This window comes from Pseudomonas sp. P1_C12 (assembly GCF_056406435.1).
The window spans coordinates 29,300-43,021 of the sequence record NZ_JBFUAE010000021.1 but is presented as its reverse complement, the minus strand read 5'-3'; the positions used below and the strand labels follow the sequence as shown (position 1 = coordinate 43,021).

The following is a 13,722-nucleotide window of genomic DNA, read 5'->3' as shown; positions in this document are numbered from 1 at the left end:
GGACGGCGCAGCCGTCCCATTTTTTGGGGACCGCTTCACGCTGGGGCGCCAGCCCGGCCCAGCGGGAGCAAGCTCCCTCGCCACAGATTACTGGTGAGCAATGCTTCGGTCCGACACCGGCTATCTTGAATTTGGCTTTTTCACCAAAAAATTAGCGCTTCGCCATAAAGTCGCTGTCCTGTTAGCGTTTTTCTCGCCTCCGTAAAGGATTTCGTCTCCTGGCAGACGATTGGCGCACCTGTTGCCCGCGCATACGCCTGCGCGGCAAATCCTTGCAATACACATATCACTTCAATTCGGCCATGCCTGAAGCCATGGCCGCAGAGCCCTCCTAGACTCGATCCCTATCGCCCTATGCCATCGACCCCAGGACGATTTCGGTGGTTATAGTATTGATTCAAATATTTCAGTAGGTATAGTAACCACAAGCACACCACAAGGAGGTGATGTGAATAGCCGATTTTTGATAAGCCAAATCATTGCGGACGGTTGGTATCTGGTACGTATCAGAGGCAGCCATCATCACTTCAAGCATCCGACCAAGCCGGGCTTGGTGACGGTCCCTCATCCCAAAAAAGATCTGCTGAAGAAAACGGCCATCAGTATTTTGCAACAGGCGCTGCTCTAACGAGCCCGATGCGCTGAGTCCTCGGAGGACAATGAACATGCTGTACCCAATTGCAATTTCAATGGGCGACGACGAGCACGCCTGGGGCGTGGAAGTCCCCGACATTCCGGGCTGCTTTTCCGCGGGGGAAGATCTGGACGACGCGATGGCCATGGCCCGAGAAGCCATTGAGGGCCATTTCGAGATTCTGGCCGAAGATGGTTCACCCATTCCGTCTGCCAACAAAGTGACCCTGCATGCAGCTAATCCGAAGTACGCGGGCTGTGCGTGGGCACTGGTGGACATCGACGTCACTAAATACCTGGGCAAGGCCCAGAAGCTGAACATCACACTACCCGGCTACCTGCTCAACCGAATCGATGAGTACGTGCTGCACCACCCGGAAGAGAAAAGCCGTTCGGGTTTTTTGGCGTCGGCTGCTCTCAAGGTGCTGCAGCAAGGCTGATGACCCTATTACATTGATATATCAACCGGCCCCAAGTGGCCGGTTTTTTTATGAGCGGGAATTTAGTGAAGCGCTGCAGGCAACTTTCAAGAAAAAGCCGCGTCCTACACGACACTAGGAATTGTCCGTACACTTGCGCATTGCTGTGCCTTTGTCATGAGCCCTATAGTCCGAGCGCGCCCAAATGGCGTATCGGGTTTGGCGACTCGATGTCAGCGGCATAGGAACCTCCGAGCTTAACTCGGAGCGTTTTTAATCGCACTTGGCTGCCTTTTTTCGGTAGCTGTGCGTGGGAGACCTTCGGGTCTGCCGGTTTTGCCGTTGCCCGGTTCGCCAACCCGCGTACAGCTACCACCCTATTGTTTGGCGACGATTGAGTGGTAGGTCTTTCACCTGCAAACGGTAGTTACTCATGAACGAATATATGGCTTTAACCAGCAACGCCGACGACCTCCCCTCCCTCTACGTCAACACCACCCAACCCCTGCACTCCCTGCTCAGCACGGTCAGTTACAGAATCCGCGCCGTGACGCAGCTTCTTGAAAACCTCGCAATGCGCGGCGACCTGACCTCTGACTCAGTAGTTCTCAGTGACTTCGCATTACTGTGCTGCGTGCCATTGCGCGACGGTTGCGATGTGCTGGACGTTATCGCTCGACGCATGGATGCAGAGCCGTCCTGAGCAATCGCGGCCAGTTAAGAGATAGCACGGACGAACAGTCATTGTGGCGAGGGAGCTTGCTCCCGCTGGGTCAGTCCGCGTTCGGGCGAAGCGACCCCGAAAGGGACTGCTACGCAGTCCAACGGGAGCAAGCTCCCTCGCCACGGGTTGCCATCACTCGCGGGAAAATTGTGCTGTCATGTGAACAATCCCATGAGAGGTCCCAAACATGACCCAAAACATCTACGACGACCCTAAATTCTTCCAGGGCTACAGCCAGATGGCCCGCTCCATCGGCGGTCTCGATGCCGCGCCGGAATGGCCTGCACTGAAGGCCATACTGCCGCCAATGCAGGGTCTGAAGGTAGTGGATCTCGGTTGCGGCTACGGTTGGTTTTGTCGCTGGGCCAGTGAGCAAGGCGCCGAAAGCGTGCTCGGCCTGGATGTTTCGCAGAAGATGCTGGAGCAGGCGCGCAAAACCAGATCCGCTTCGAACATCCGTTATGAGCGCGCCGATCTGGGGCAGCTCAATCTGCCCACCGCCAGTTTCGATCTGGCCTACAGCTCCCTGGCGCTGCATTACATCAAGGACTTGCCGGGGCTGTTCGCCAGTGTCCACGCAGCCCTCAAACCCGGTTCGCATTTCGTGTTTTCCATCGAACATCCGATCTTCATGGCACCGCGCAATCCTGGCTGGATCATCGATGCCCAGGGCAACAAGAGCTGGCCCGTGGACGGTTATCAGAGTGAAGGCGAGCGCGTGACCAATTGGCTGGCGGACGGTGTGATCAAACAGCACCGCACCATTGGCACGTTGCTCAACACGCTGATTGGCGCTGGATTCAGCATTCAGCACGTCGACGAATGGGGGCCGAGCGATGCCGAGGTGGCGGCGCAACCGGCCCTTGCCGAGGAGCGTGAGCGGCCCATGATGATGTTGGTCGGCGCTCAGCGTTGATGGATAAAAAAGGGACAGATAAGTCTGTCGCTTTTTCGCATCAGCGGGTTGCGACGATAAACAGTCGTGGGAACGGCAACAGTACCGAACCATCGGCCAAGGCCGGATACGCCTGTTCGATAGCCGCTTGATACTGCTTCAGATACTGCGCCCGTTCCGCTTCGTCCAGCGGGTCGAGGAACGGCCGCAACCCGCTGCCCTTGAACCACTCGACGACACCCGACGCACCGTCCGCGAGCGGATGATGATAGGTGGTGCGCCACACATCGACGCGGGCGCAGTGGGGCTTCAACATCGAGTAATAGCCACCGGCATCAGCCATTTCCGTGCGTTGCCCGGCAGCACCGGCCAGTTTGGTGGCCCAAGGGCCATGAGCTGCTACTTCGCGCATTAAACGGTGTGAAGGCTCATTGAGGTTGTCCGGCATCTGAATGCCCAAGGTGCCACCCGGTGCAAGCTTGTTCACCAGCGAAGGCAACAATGTCGCGTGATCAGGCAGCCACTGCAATACCGCGTTGGCAAATATCACATCGAACGGGCCAGTGCCGCTCCAGCTATCAATGTCCGCGATGTCGAAACGTACTTGCGGCAGACGCTTGCGGGCGGCTTCGATCATGTCGGTCGAACTGTCCAGCCCCTGCACCGAGGCGCCGGCAAAGCGCTCCACCAGCAACTCGGTGGAGTTACCAGGCCCGCAACCGATGTCGACGGCCGTACGCACGTCCCCGGCAGGAATGGCCGCCAGCAGGTCACGGGCGGGACGGGTGCGTTCATCTTCAAAAGCGACGTACTGTTTGGCGGACCAACTCATTGCGTTCTCCTGTCGGTGCGTTGTCCTCGGGCCGCTACGATACCGCGGCAAGCACCGCTAAAGGTTTCAGAAAATCACCTTTTCGGTCACGTCGAATTTTCATTCGACCGCCACTGTCTGAAAAATCCAACACAAAACCCCAAGCCGCATCTGGATCAGTGCCGAACAGAAAAACGGCGCGTGACCGAAATCCCGCGCCGTTTATGTTCAATCCTTGTGCTCAACTTTTGGCCTGCAATGCCTTGGCCATTTGCAGATGATTTTGCAATTTGGGCAGGGTTTCTTCGGCGAACGCCTTGATTTCCGGCACGTCGGTGGTCTGTGCTTCCTGCTGCAACTGATCGATGGCTTCCTGGGTGGTCTTCACCTGACTGGCTGCATAGGCCTCATCAAAGGTCGTCCCATCCATGGCTTGTGGCATCAGGGCTTTGGCCTTTTCGACAATTTCTTCGCGCGGGGCGACGGGCAAATCCAGTTGCCTGGCGATTTTCGCCAGGTGCTGGTTCGCAGTGGTGCGGTCGTTGATGACGACGATGGTGTAGTCCTTGACCTCTTTGGACTCGGATTTCTGGTGCGCCAGACGACTGGCTTCGATGTCGGCCATGCCTTTGGCCGAGGCTTCGTCGATGAATTCGGCGGATGACTGGGCAAAGACGCTACTGGCAAACAGCCCCAATAACGTGGCAAAACTGGCATTACATAATCGGGTGGCCATCCGGTTCATGGTCGCGCCCTCCTTGAAAAGTTCAAACGGGAGCTTTCGCCCCCGCTTCTCAATCAAAACCACCCGCATCCTTTAGCGGGATTTCTGACCGCCCTTGCGGCCCATGTCGGGTTTCGCCGGGTCTTTTTCGACGGTCGTGGTGGTGGTTTTCCCACCCTTGCGACCGGCTTCAGAAGCCTTCGTTCGATCGTTGGCGAAATTCCCCGAGTTCGAGTTTCTTGAGCTAGGCATGATTCTCTTCCTCTTGGTGATAGTCGCGGCGAGCTGTAGCCCCCATAGAATCTGAAGTTGCGCGTCCCAAAAGGTTTAGAAAATTATGTGGATACCACGACGAACGGTGCCTGGTTTTCAGACCAGTCGCAGGTGATGCTCGCGTTTGGCGCAATACATCGCTTCGTCGGCATGCCTGAACAATTGCTTCTCTTCGGTGCCGTGATCGGGGTATCGGGCGACGCCGATACTTGGCTGGATGTTCAGGCTGTGCCCGTCCAGACGCAGGGGCTGGACCAGGACCTGACGGATTTTCTCGACCACGATGTCGGTATCGTCCGCAGCGCGAATGCTGTGCAGCAACACCACGAACTCATCGCCGCCGATGCGTGCCACGGTGTCGGTTTCCCGCACGCAGCCCTTGAGCCGGTTGGCCACCGCTTGCAGCAGCATGTCGCCGACCGCGTGGCCATGGGTGTCGTTGACGTGCTTGAAGCGGTCGAGGTCGACGTACAACAGCGCCATGCGCCCGCGGTCTTCCCGGGCCACTTGCAGTGATGCCTTGAGCCGGTCGCGCAGCAGTTCGCGGTTGGGTAACTGGGTCAGTTGGTCGTACTGGGCCATGTATTGCAGGCGGGCATGCAGTTGCTTGCGCTCGATGGCGGTTGCGACCTGGGCGCAGACGTATTGCAGCAGTTCCTTGTCTTGCTCGGTGTAGCGCTCGCCGCCCGGAATGCTTTTGACGATCAACGCACCGATGGTGCCGTTTTGCGAGTTCAGCGGCACACCCAGCCAACACGGTGCGTTCTGCTCGGTTACCAGCGCTTCGAAGCCGGCAGGCGGTGTGCACTGGTCCGGGGTCAACAGGATCGGCTGCCCCGTGCGGATCACTTCGGCGCACAGGCGCCCGGTCATTGTTCCGGGCTGTTCGGGCTGTGGCTCGTGGTCATCGACGTGATAAGGGAAATTCAACTGTGCGCAGCGCTCGTCGTACAGTGCCACGGAAAAATTCAGTGCCGGCAACCATTCGCCGATGATCATGTGGATGCGTTTGAACAACGCCAGCAGATCCTCTGCCGCATGGGCCGCCTCGGAAATCGCATACAGCGCGGCCTGCCGGGATTCGGCCTGCTTGCGCTCGGTTATGTCGCGGGCCACCGCGATGCGCAATTGATCGTCCTCGGACCAGCGCGCCGACCAGAGGATGTGCACCACGCGGCCATCCTTGCGCAGGTAGCGGTTTTCGAAGTTGAGCTTGGGCTCGCCACCCATGATTTCCCGGGCGGCATCGAGGGTTCGCTGGCGATCGGCCGGGTGCACCATGTCGATCATCGGCTGGCCGATCATCTCATCCGCGCTGTAGCCGAATATGCGCTCGCACGCCGCACTGACAAAGACGAAGCGGCCCTGTTTATCCACCGCACAGACGGCGTCCAGCAACAGATCGATGTAGCTCGCCAGCGGCGCGGAATTTCGGTTTTCCATGGTTCAGCGTGGGTGTCCCGATAATGCAGCGCTTATCAATCATCCCTGCCCTGTCGGCCTTGCATCCTTGTGATCATATTCAAGCCTTGTTCGGCATCAGCCCCGGCAACGCATGGACCAGCGCGTTAATGGCGAAACCGATGAACATCACCCCGCACAACCGGGTGATTGCCAGTTCATGACGCTGGTACAAGCTGCGCACTCGCCGCGCACCGACAACGCCAATGAGAATAGCGTAGGCGAGCAACCCGCCGACGAAACTCAGGGCGATCAGCGCCGGCAGCATTGACCAGTTGAGCAGTTCCGCGCGGCTCGACAACAGTGCCGTGAACGTCGCCACGGCCACCGGATAGGCCTTCGGATTGGTCAAACCGAACAGAATGCCGTGCCAGAACGGTTGCCGTGCCGGCCCCCGTGGCGCATCAGCGCTGCTGCGCCGGGCGCGCACCGCACGCCAGCCGAGCCAGAACAGATACAGGCCGCTGAGCACACCGAGCACGTCGAACGCGGTACTGCCGATCTCCCGCGCACCGACAATCGCGATCAGCGCCGTACTGCACCAGATCACATCGCCGAGCAAATGCCCGCACAGAAACCCCGCCCCGGCCCGTCGCCCATGGGCCGCGCCAATGCCGAACACCGCCAGCACACCCGGCCCGGGGGTGATGCCGTAGATAAAACCCGAGGCAAGCACGGCCATTAGCAACGATGGGGTCATGGGGAGTCCTTTTGAACGGCTTGGTGAATGGTCGCCAGTCTATATCAGGTCATTGCCTGTCGATTGAAACATCTCGACAGACGAACGGGCTGGCCCCGCCTCACTGATGACGGTGTAGTATGTTGTATTACAAACCACTACATCGAGACCACCATGTCAGTTATGTCCCTGCGCATACCAGACGAAATCGCCGATACCCTCGCGAGTCTTTCCAAGGCAACGGGCCGCAGCAAATCATTTCTGGCCGTGGATGCGCTGCGTGAATACCTGGCCCGTGAAGCGTGGCAAATCGAGGAAATTCAGAAAGCCTTGAAAGAAGCCGATGAAGGTGACTTCGCGACACAAGAAGAAGTAAACGCAATGGCTGACAAGTGGACGGCGAATGCGCGTTGAGTGGTTGCGTACGGCGTTAAAGAATCTGGATGACGAAGCCGCCTACATCGCCATCGAGAATCCAGAAGCTGCAGCAGATTTTGTTCGAGCGATTCTCGCCAGTGTCGATCACCTTGCCCGATTTCCAGCGACGGGTCGTGAAGGACGCTTACCCGGTACCCGGGAATGGGTCATGCCTGATCGCCCCTATTTGATTCCCTACCGGGTTCGCCAAGGTCGGCTTCAGGTACTACGAGTTTTTCATACGCGTCGCCTGCCACCTTCCAATTGGTAAAGGCCATTTTAGAAAAGCTTCTAGCGTTCGATCCCCTCCCCAATCCTCCGATTCAACCAGTTCAACGCCTGATCTCCACCCCGCCGTGTATGCCACGCCAACACAATAGTGAACGATGGAATGTGAAACGGCGGTGGCACGACAACCAATGTGGACTCATCGATATCGCGCAAGCCTCGCGACGCGACAGTGAGGATCAGGTCCGTTCCGCTGATGAGCTCCGGGGCGACGCTCCAGTGCGGCAGGCTGATGGCGACACGCCGGCGTTCGCGCAATGCGGTCAGCGCCCGCTCGATTTCCGGGGTGCCGCTGCCGCGCATCTCCAGCAGGACGTGGGGGCGTGCCAAATAAGTGGCCAGGTCGAGGGCTCCGTCGACGGGCAGGCTTTTGGGGTCCAGCAGGCAGGCGTAGTGCTCTTCGAACAGCGGCGTGCTGCGCAACTCGTTGGGCATTTCCGGGAATACACCGGCGGCGACATCAATGTCACCGTTGAGCACCCCTTCGAGCATGCTTTCGCGGCTGCCATGGCTGATTTGCAGGTCAATGCCCGGCGCTTCGCGGCGCAACGCTCGGATCAGCCCCGGCAGGACAATGGCGGCGCCGTAGTCGGACATCGCCAGGCGGAAGGTGCGCTGGGTGGTCGCCGGATCGAAGGCGTTCGGCGCCAGCAGCGCTTGCACCTGGGCCAAGGCTTCGGCCAGCGGTGCCACCAGTTCCAGCGCTCGCGGAGTCGGTACTAGGCTGGCACCGGCGCGCACCAGCAGGGGATCGCCGAGCAGGTCACGCAATCGCGCCAGCGCATGACTGACCGCTGGCTGGCTCAAGTGCAGACGCTCGGCCGCCCGGGTCACGTGTTGCTCGCTGAGCAAGGCGTCGAGGATTACCAGCAAATTGAGGTCGATGCGTCGAAGATCATTCATCTGCTGCATGTTCTGAATAGCAAAACGGAATTTAAATCTGCGCGACGAATACCCTAGAGTCCAGCAAAACCTGTTGGGGATCGATCATGAGTACGTTGCATTGGGTGAGTCTGTTGGTGCTGGCAATGATTGCCGGGGCGGTGGTGCCGTTTCAGAGTGCGATCAACGTCAATCTCGGGCGCGGGTTGGGCCATCCGTTGTGGGCGACGCTCGCCTCGTTGCTCGTGAGCATTTTGGTGTTGTTGCCGATCATCGTTGCGATGCGTTTGCCGTTGCCGTCACTGGCATTCATCAGCAAGGCGCCGCTTTGGATGTGGGCCGGTGGCGCTTTTGGGGTGTGCTTTATTTCCTTGGCATTGGTGCTGCTGCCCAAGCTGGGTGCCGCAGGGTTCATGGCATTGGCGCTGGCGGGGCAAGTGGTGGCGTCGTTGTTGCTGGATCACTACGGCTGGTTTGGGTTGGTGGAACGGCAGCTCACCTTGCCCAAGGTGTTTGGGGTGGTGCTGTTGATGGCCGGGGTGGTGTTGATTCAGTTTAGTGACGCTGCGGAAAAAGCGATGACAGCGACTTCTTGAAGATCAAAAGATCGCAGCCTCCGGCAGCTCCTACGGGGATGCGTGGTCCGTGTAGGAGCTGCCGAAGGCTGCGATCTTTTAAAACTTATCGAGTGTGCGCAACTTCTGCGGCAATCCCCACAGCAACAGCGCCACCGCGATCAGCGCACAGACACCGATGACATACAGCGCCGGCGTGGTGCTGCCGGTCAGGTCCTTGATCCGGCCGACCATCACCGGGCTGACGATGCCGCCGAACTGGCCCAGGGTGTTGATCACTGCAATCCCGCCGGCAGCACCCGCGCCGGCACCGGCCAGCAGTTTCGGCGGCAGGGTCCAGAAGCTCGGGATAGAGGCGATGATCCCGGCACCGAGCAGGCCCAGCGCGACAATCAGGAAGGTCGTGTGGTTGGCGAAGATCCCCGCGCAGAAGAACCCGATCGCACCGACCGCCACCAGACCGGCGACAAACTTGCGGCGCTCGCCAGAAGCATCGGACAGGCGTCCGATCACCACCATGCTGATGGCACCGCAGATGTACGGGATGGCCGTCAGCAAGCCGATCATCACCGGACTTTCAGTGCCGGCGCTGCGGATCAGTTGTGGCGCCCAGAAATTCAAGCCGTAGGACGCCACCTGAATCAGGAAATAGATCAGGCCCAAGGTCAGGAAACCCGGAATCCTAAGTGCAGCGAGCAGCGAACCTCCGCTCTTGTGCGGCTCATGCTGAGCGATGCGGCTGGCCAGCAAGGTCTTCTCCGAAGGCGTCAGCCAATGGGCGTCTTCGATGCGGTCCTTGAGCAGGGTCAGCACCAGCAAACCGAGGCCGATGCACGGCACGCCACCGAGCAGGAACAGCCAGTGCCAGCCGCGCATTTGCAGCACTCCGTCGAGGTGTTGCAGCACAAGCCCCGAGAACGGCGCGCCCACCAGGCCGGCGAACGCCGACGACAGGAACAGCATCGAGGTGATACGCCCGCGATAGTGCTGCGGGAACCACAGGGTCAGGTAGTACAGCACGCCCGGGGCAAACCCCGCCTCCATCGCACCGATCACGAAGCGCAGCACGTAGAACTGCCATTCGCTGTTGACGAACACCATGGCCGCCGTGGCCAGGCCCCAGGACATCATGATCCGGGCGATCCAGCGGCGTGCGCCGACCTTGTACAGCATCATGTTGCTCGGCACTTCGAAAATCACGTAACCGACCACGAACAACCCGGCGCCTAGGCCGTACGCGGTGTCGCTCAGGCTCAGGTCGGTCTGCAGCTGAAACTTGGCGAAGCTGATGTTGATGCGGTCGAAAAAGGCGAACAGGTAGCAGACCATGATCAGCGGCATCAGGCGCCAGGCGACTTTACTGACCAAGGCTTTTTCGGTGTCGTGGCTAACGGCCGGGCTCGCGCCGGCCTCCAGTGCATTCAGGCTCATTGCAGTTCTCCAGGCGGACTTCCCGTGGGTGTCCGATTGTTTTTGTTGTCTGGTTAAGGTGCTTTTTACTGTAGGAGCGAGCCTGCTCGCGATGACTGAGTCACATCCAACATTGATGTCGACTGCCTCACCGCTATCGCGAGCAGGCTCGCTCCTACAGGGGATTGGTGTCAGGTGGGGATCGGGTGCAGATCGCAATTACGTCCAGCCTTGGCCAGTTGCCCTGGTACTTCATGGCCGAGCAGCGCCGGCAGCCCTCGGGACAGTTTCAGCAGCAGCGGCAAATCGATGCCGGTATGAATGCCGACTTCATCGCACAGGTTCACCAGATCCTCAGTGCAGATGTTTCCCGATGCCCCCGGCGCAAACGGGCAGCCGCCGAGACCACCGAGGGCCGCGTCGAAGCGCCGGGCACCGGCCTCGTAGGCGGCCAGCACGTTGCACAGGCCGAGGCCGCGGGTGTTGTGAAAGTGCAGGGTCAGGTCCGTCGGGGACACCCGCTGCAGCACCCGGCGCACCAGTCGGTCGACCTGACGCGGGTTGGCCATGCCCGTCGTGTCGGCCAGGGTGATGCCCTGGATGCCGAGCTCCTGATAGGCCTCGACGATGTGCAGTACACGGTCCTCATCGATCTTGCCCTCGAACGGGCAGCCGAAGGTGGTGGCGATGCTGGCGTTGAGTCGCACGGCGCTGTCGCCGACGAACTGCACAATCTCGCCGAACGCGGCCAATGAATCTTCACAACCCATGCGCATGTTCGCCCGGTTATGAGTCTGGCTGGCAGACATCACCAGGTTCAGCTCATCGGCACGGCACGCCAGTGCCCGTTGCGCGCCTTTGAGGTTGGGGATCAACGCGACGTAGATCACCCCCGGTTGCCGGGCGATGCCCTTGAACACCAGTTCGCCATCGCGCAGTGCAGGAATGGCTTTGGGTGACACGAACGAACCGGCTTCGATGCGGCTGAATCCGGCCTGCGACAATTGATCGATCAAGGCAATCTTGTTGTCGGTTTCAACCCAGGTCGGCTCGATTTGCAAACCGTCGCGCGGGGACACTTCCTGCACGATCAGGCTATCGGAATAATCAGTGATCATTGCACCACTCCTTCGACTTTCAGGCGTTCGATGTCCATCGCGGTCAGGCCCAATTGCGCGAGGATGCCGTCGGTGTGCTGGCCCAGCCCGGGGCCGGACCAGTTCACGCCGCCGGGTGTCTCGGAGAGTTTCGGCACGATGCCCGGCATCTTCACCGTGGCGCCACCGGGCAGCTCGGCATTGAGCAGCATGTCCCGCGCCTGATAGTGCGGATCGGCGACGATGTCGGCCACCGAATAGATGCGCCCGGCCGGGACTTCGGCGGCTTCCAGGGCGGCCAGTACTTCGTCGATGGGCAGACTGCTGGTCCAGTGGGTGATGGCGGCATCAAGCAGATTGCTTTTGGCCGCACGCCCGTCGTTGTGAGCGAATTCCGCCGCCTCGGCCAGATCGGCGCGGCCGATGGTTTGCATCAGGCGCTTGTAGATCGGATCGCTGTTACCGGCGATCACCACGTAGGCGCCATCGGCTGTCAGATACGTGTTGGATGGCGCGATGCCCGGCAAGGCACCGCCGCTGCGTTCGCGCACATGGCCAAGCATGTCGTATTCCGGCACCAGGCTTTCCATGACGTTGAACACGCTTTCGGCCAGGGACACATCAACGATTTGCCCGCCGCCCTGCCCGGTCTTGACCCTTAGCAGCGACATCAGCGCGCCGATCACCGCGTGCAGCGAAGCCAGGGAGTCGCCAAGGCTCACGCCAACCCGCGCCGGCGGCGAACCGGGCGTGCCGGTGGTGTAGCGGATGCCGCCCATGGCCTCGCCGATGGCACCGAAACCCGGACGATCGCGGTACGGGCCGGTCTGGCCGTAACCGGAAATCCGCACCAGCGTCAGGTTGGGATTGAGCGCGTGCAACACGTCCCAACCGAGGCCGAGTTTCTCCAGGGCGCCGGGGCGCAGGTTTTCGATCAGTACATCGGCACTGGTTGCCAGTTGCTTGACCAGTTCGATGCCTTCGGGGGATTTGAGGTTCAGCGCCAGGGACTTCTTGTTGCGCGATTGCAGGTACCACCACAGCGAGGTGCCTTCGTGCAGCTTGCGCCATTTGCGCAGGGGATCGCCCTGGCCCATGGCTTCGATCTTGATCACCTCGGCGCCGAACTCGGCCAGCATGCGCGCCGCAAACGGCGCGGCGATCAGCGTGCCGATCTCGATCACTTTGATCGCACTCAAGGGGGCAGTCATCGCGGGATACCTCTTGTTCTTGGAATATGCGCCAAGGCTAGAGGACAGGGGGCTCGGGAATCCAACCTTCAGTTGGCAACGAGCGTTCGCGAAATGCGAACGCTCTGGAAGATTGTCGTGACCTTAGGTCAGTCATCGCGAGCAAGCTATTTGGAATGCATTTCCCTGTAGGAGCGAGCCTGCTCGCGATGAGGCCGGTGCATTCAGCAGAGAACTGTCAGACACGACCCCGCAAATGCTCAAACAACATCCGGCTCACCGGCGACAGCAACGCCTCATCGCGCACCACCAGAATCAGCGCCCGATCGGACCATTCGTCCGTCAACGGCACCGCGTGCAATCCCAGCGCCCGGCCAAACAATTCATAGGCCCGTTGCGGAAGGATGCCGATCCCCATGTTGGCCTGGACCATGCGACACATGGCATCGAACCCTGGCACATGAATGCGCACCCGCAACACCTTGCCAGCCTCACGGGCTGCGGCATGGGTACGCATGTTGATCGAACTGGCGGCATGCAGCCCTACGTAATCGCTCTGTAGCGTATCGGCGAAAGCCACGCTCGACCGGCTCGCCAATGGATGATGGGGCGGCATCAACACCACCAGTTTGTCCTGGCGATACAACACGCTGTGCAGGCCCTTGATGTCACTGTCGATGGAACAGATCCCGAGGTCGGCCACCCCGTCGAGCACGCCCTGAATCACCCCAGCGCTGGGCCGTTCTTCGAGGTCGGTCTTGACCTGTGGGTGACGCTCGGAAAAATCCCGCAGGTCCTCGGGCAAAAACTGAATGATCGCCGACAGGTTGGCGAGCATCCGCACATAGCCGCGTACACCGTGGCTGTGTTCGCCCAGTTCAAGGCCCATTTTCTCGACGTTGAACAACATCTGCCGGGCATGGTGCAGCAGGGTTTCACCGGCCGGCGTCAGTGACATGCCCTTGGCCTGGCGCACGAACAGGCTGATACCCAGCGCCTCCTCCAGCTCCATCAAGCGCTTGCTCGCCGCCGAGACGGCAATCGCTTCGCGCGAGGCGGCACGGGTCAGCGTGCCTTCTTCATGGACGGCGACGAACAATTGCAGAGTGATCAGGTCGAGACGGCGGATCAGGCTTTTTTGCAGCATCGGGTACTCGGCGAAGTCGGCTCAGGCAAAGTCGCAGCATAGCGTTCTTCGCCCGGGTCGTGCCGTGGTCCGGGCACCCGGTCGTGATAAAGTCGCC

General features: G+C 60.0%; 17 protein-coding genes. 7 read left to right on the top strand and 10 right to left on the bottom strand.

Annotation, left to right across the window (positions count from 1 at the left end; genetic code table 11):
• Positions 1-448: 448 nt before the first annotated feature.
• From AC1D19_RS26680 to AC1D19_RS26665, 4 genes are all read left to right on the top strand, one after another.
• Positions 449-628, top strand: coding sequence for a type II toxin-antitoxin system HicA family toxin (locus AC1D19_RS26680; RefSeq protein ID WP_034150107.1), 180 nt, complete (start codon positions 449-451; stop codon positions 626-628).
• Positions 629-665: 37 nt separating this feature from the next.
• The gene (locus AC1D19_RS26675; protein ID WP_392886121.1) at positions 666-1,073 is read left to right on the top strand and encodes a type II toxin-antitoxin system HicB family antitoxin; all 408 of its coding nucleotides are present in this window, start codon (positions 666-668) and stop codon (positions 1,071-1,073) included.
• Positions 1,074-1,485: 412 nt separating this feature from the next.
• Positions 1,486-1,755 (top strand): short-chain dehydrogenase, encoded by a 270-nt coding sequence (locus AC1D19_RS26670; RefSeq protein WP_477765101.1) that lies wholly within the window; start codon positions 1,486-1,488, stop codon positions 1,753-1,755.
• A gap of 208 nt (positions 1,756-1,963) precedes the next feature.
• Positions 1,964-2,692: a class I SAM-dependent methyltransferase gene (locus AC1D19_RS26665; RefSeq protein ID WP_477765100.1), complete on the top strand. Its 729-nt coding sequence runs from the start codon at positions 1,964-1,966 to the stop codon at positions 2,690-2,692.
• A gap of 40 nt (positions 2,693-2,732) precedes the next feature.
• On the opposite strand, the gene tam is transcribed toward AC1D19_RS26665, so the two are convergent.
• The 5 genes from tam to AC1D19_RS26640 form a co-directional block, all read right to left on the bottom strand.
• Entirely contained in the window at positions 2,733-3,503 is a 771-nt protein-coding gene (gene tam, locus AC1D19_RS26660) for a trans-aconitate 2-methyltransferase (RefSeq protein ID WP_477765099.1), read from the bottom strand.
• 220 nt (positions 3,504-3,723) lie between these two features.
• Positions 3,724-4,227, bottom strand: a complete 504-nt coding sequence (locus tag AC1D19_RS26655) for a DUF4142 domain-containing protein (protein WP_477755359.1) — start codon at positions 4,225-4,227, stop codon at positions 3,724-3,726.
• Positions 4,228-4,299: 72 nt separating this feature from the next.
• Positions 4,300-4,458, bottom strand: a complete 159-nt coding sequence (locus AC1D19_RS26650) for a KGG domain-containing protein (RefSeq protein WP_477755358.1) — start codon at positions 4,456-4,458, stop codon at positions 4,300-4,302.
• Between the two features lie 117 nt (positions 4,459-4,575).
• Positions 4,576-5,922 (bottom strand): sensor domain-containing protein, encoded by a 1,347-nt coding sequence (locus AC1D19_RS26645; RefSeq protein ID WP_477755357.1) that lies wholly within the window; start codon positions 5,920-5,922, stop codon positions 4,576-4,578.
• Positions 5,923-6,001: 79 nt separating this feature from the next.
• Positions 6,002-6,640, bottom strand: coding sequence for a LysE family translocator (locus AC1D19_RS26640; protein ID WP_477765098.1), 639 nt, complete (start codon positions 6,638-6,640; stop codon positions 6,002-6,004).
• A 153-nt stretch (positions 6,641-6,793) separates the two neighbouring features.
• Here AC1D19_RS26640 and AC1D19_RS26635 point away from each other — a divergent pair, with 153 nt between their 5' ends.
• Both AC1D19_RS26635 and AC1D19_RS26630 read left to right on the top strand, forming a co-directional pair.
• On the top strand, positions 6,794-7,033 hold the full coding sequence (locus AC1D19_RS26635; RefSeq protein ID WP_150727562.1) for a CopG family ribbon-helix-helix protein: 240 nt from the start codon (positions 6,794-6,796) through the stop codon (positions 7,031-7,033).
• Positions 7,023-7,307, top strand: a complete 285-nt coding sequence (locus AC1D19_RS26630) for a type II toxin-antitoxin system RelE/ParE family toxin (RefSeq protein WP_477755355.1) — start codon at positions 7,023-7,025, stop codon at positions 7,305-7,307. Before AC1D19_RS26635 ends, AC1D19_RS26630 begins: the two co-directional genes overlap by 11 nt.
• Before the next feature lie 20 nt (positions 7,308-7,327).
• Here AC1D19_RS26630 and AC1D19_RS26625 read toward each other — a convergent pair whose 3' ends face one another.
• Positions 7,328-8,236 carry a LysR substrate-binding domain-containing protein gene (locus AC1D19_RS26625; protein WP_477765097.1) on the bottom strand — a complete coding sequence of 303 codons (909 nt, stop codon included), beginning with the start codon at positions 8,234-8,236 and terminating at the stop codon, positions 7,328-7,330.
• A 77-nt stretch (positions 8,237-8,313) separates the two neighbouring features.
• Here AC1D19_RS26625 and AC1D19_RS26620 point away from each other — a divergent pair, with 77 nt between their 5' ends.
• Positions 8,314-8,802 (top strand): DMT family transporter, encoded by a 489-nt coding sequence (locus AC1D19_RS26620; protein ID WP_477765096.1) that lies wholly within the window; start codon positions 8,314-8,316, stop codon positions 8,800-8,802.
• Positions 8,803-8,880: 78 nt separating this feature from the next.
• Here AC1D19_RS26620 and AC1D19_RS26615 read toward each other — a convergent pair whose 3' ends face one another.
• The 4 genes from AC1D19_RS26615 to AC1D19_RS26600 form a co-directional block, all read right to left on the bottom strand.
• A complete protein-coding gene (locus AC1D19_RS26615) occupies positions 8,881-10,212 on the bottom strand; it encodes an MFS transporter (RefSeq protein ID WP_223462967.1) in 1,332 nt (443 codons plus the stop codon).
• Positions 10,213-10,382: 170 nt separating this feature from the next.
• Entirely contained in the window at positions 10,383-11,309 is a 927-nt protein-coding gene (locus tag AC1D19_RS26610) for a hydroxymethylglutaryl-CoA lyase (protein WP_477765095.1), read from the bottom strand.
• Positions 11,306-12,499: a CaiB/BaiF CoA transferase family protein gene (locus AC1D19_RS26605; protein WP_477765094.1), complete on the bottom strand. Its 1,194-nt coding sequence runs from the start codon at positions 12,497-12,499 to the stop codon at positions 11,306-11,308. Before AC1D19_RS26605 ends, AC1D19_RS26610 begins: the two co-directional genes overlap by 4 nt.
• 217 nt (positions 12,500-12,716) lie before the next feature.
• Complete coding sequence (locus tag AC1D19_RS26600) at positions 12,717-13,625, bottom strand: LysR family transcriptional regulator (protein ID WP_477765093.1); 909 nt, start codon at positions 13,623-13,625, stop codon at positions 12,717-12,719.
• Between the last annotated feature and the right edge of the window lie 97 nt (positions 13,626-13,722).

What these genes read in the sequence shown, in the direction of transcription:
- AC1D19_RS26675 (WP_392886121.1), top strand. Translation starts at nt 666, where the DNA reads ATGCTGTACCCAATTGCAATTTCAATGGGCGACGACGAGCACGCCTGG.
- AC1D19_RS26670 (WP_477765101.1), top strand. Translation starts at nt 1,486, where the DNA reads ATGAACGAATATATGGCTTTAACCAGCAACGCCGACGACCTCCCCTCC.
- AC1D19_RS26665 (WP_477765100.1), top strand. Translation starts at nt 1,964, where the DNA reads ATGACCCAAAACATCTACGACGACCCTAAATTCTTCCAGGGCTACAGC.
- tam (WP_477765099.1), bottom strand. Translation starts at nt 3,503, where the DNA reads ATGAGTTGGTCCGCCAAACAGTACGTCGCTTTTGAAGATGAACGCACC.
- AC1D19_RS26655 (WP_477755359.1), bottom strand. Translation starts at nt 4,227, where the DNA reads ATGAACCGGATGGCCACCCGATTATGTAATGCCAGTTTTGCCACGTTA.
- AC1D19_RS26650 (WP_477755358.1), bottom strand. Translation starts at nt 4,458, where the DNA reads ATGCCTAGCTCAAGAAACTCGAACTCGGGGAATTTCGCCAACGATCGA.
- AC1D19_RS26645 (WP_477755357.1), bottom strand. Translation starts at nt 5,922, where the DNA reads ATGGAAAACCGAAATTCCGCGCCGCTGGCGAGCTACATCGATCTGTTG.
- AC1D19_RS26640 (WP_477765098.1), bottom strand. Translation starts at nt 6,640, where the DNA reads ATGACCCCATCGTTGCTAATGGCCGTGCTTGCCTCGGGTTTTATCTAC.
- AC1D19_RS26635 (WP_150727562.1), top strand. Translation starts at nt 6,794, where the DNA reads ATGTCAGTTATGTCCCTGCGCATACCAGACGAAATCGCCGATACCCTC.
- AC1D19_RS26630 (WP_477755355.1), top strand. Translation starts at nt 7,023, where the DNA reads ATGCGCGTTGAGTGGTTGCGTACGGCGTTAAAGAATCTGGATGACGAA.
- AC1D19_RS26625 (WP_477765097.1), bottom strand. Translation starts at nt 8,236, where the DNA reads ATGCAGCAGATGAATGATCTTCGACGCATCGACCTCAATTTGCTGGTA.
- AC1D19_RS26620 (WP_477765096.1), top strand. Translation starts at nt 8,314, where the DNA reads ATGAGTACGTTGCATTGGGTGAGTCTGTTGGTGCTGGCAATGATTGCC.
- AC1D19_RS26615 (WP_223462967.1), bottom strand. Translation starts at nt 10,212, where the DNA reads ATGAGCCTGAATGCACTGGAGGCCGGCGCGAGCCCGGCCGTTAGCCAC.
- AC1D19_RS26610 (WP_477765095.1), bottom strand. Translation starts at nt 11,309, where the DNA reads ATGATCACTGATTATTCCGATAGCCTGATCGTGCAGGAAGTGTCCCCG.
- AC1D19_RS26605 (WP_477765094.1), bottom strand. Translation starts at nt 12,499, where the DNA reads ATGACTGCCCCCTTGAGTGCGATCAAAGTGATCGAGATCGGCACGCTG.
- AC1D19_RS26600 (WP_477765093.1), bottom strand. Translation starts at nt 13,625, where the DNA reads ATGCTGCAAAAAAGCCTGATCCGCCGTCTCGACCTGATCACTCTGCAA.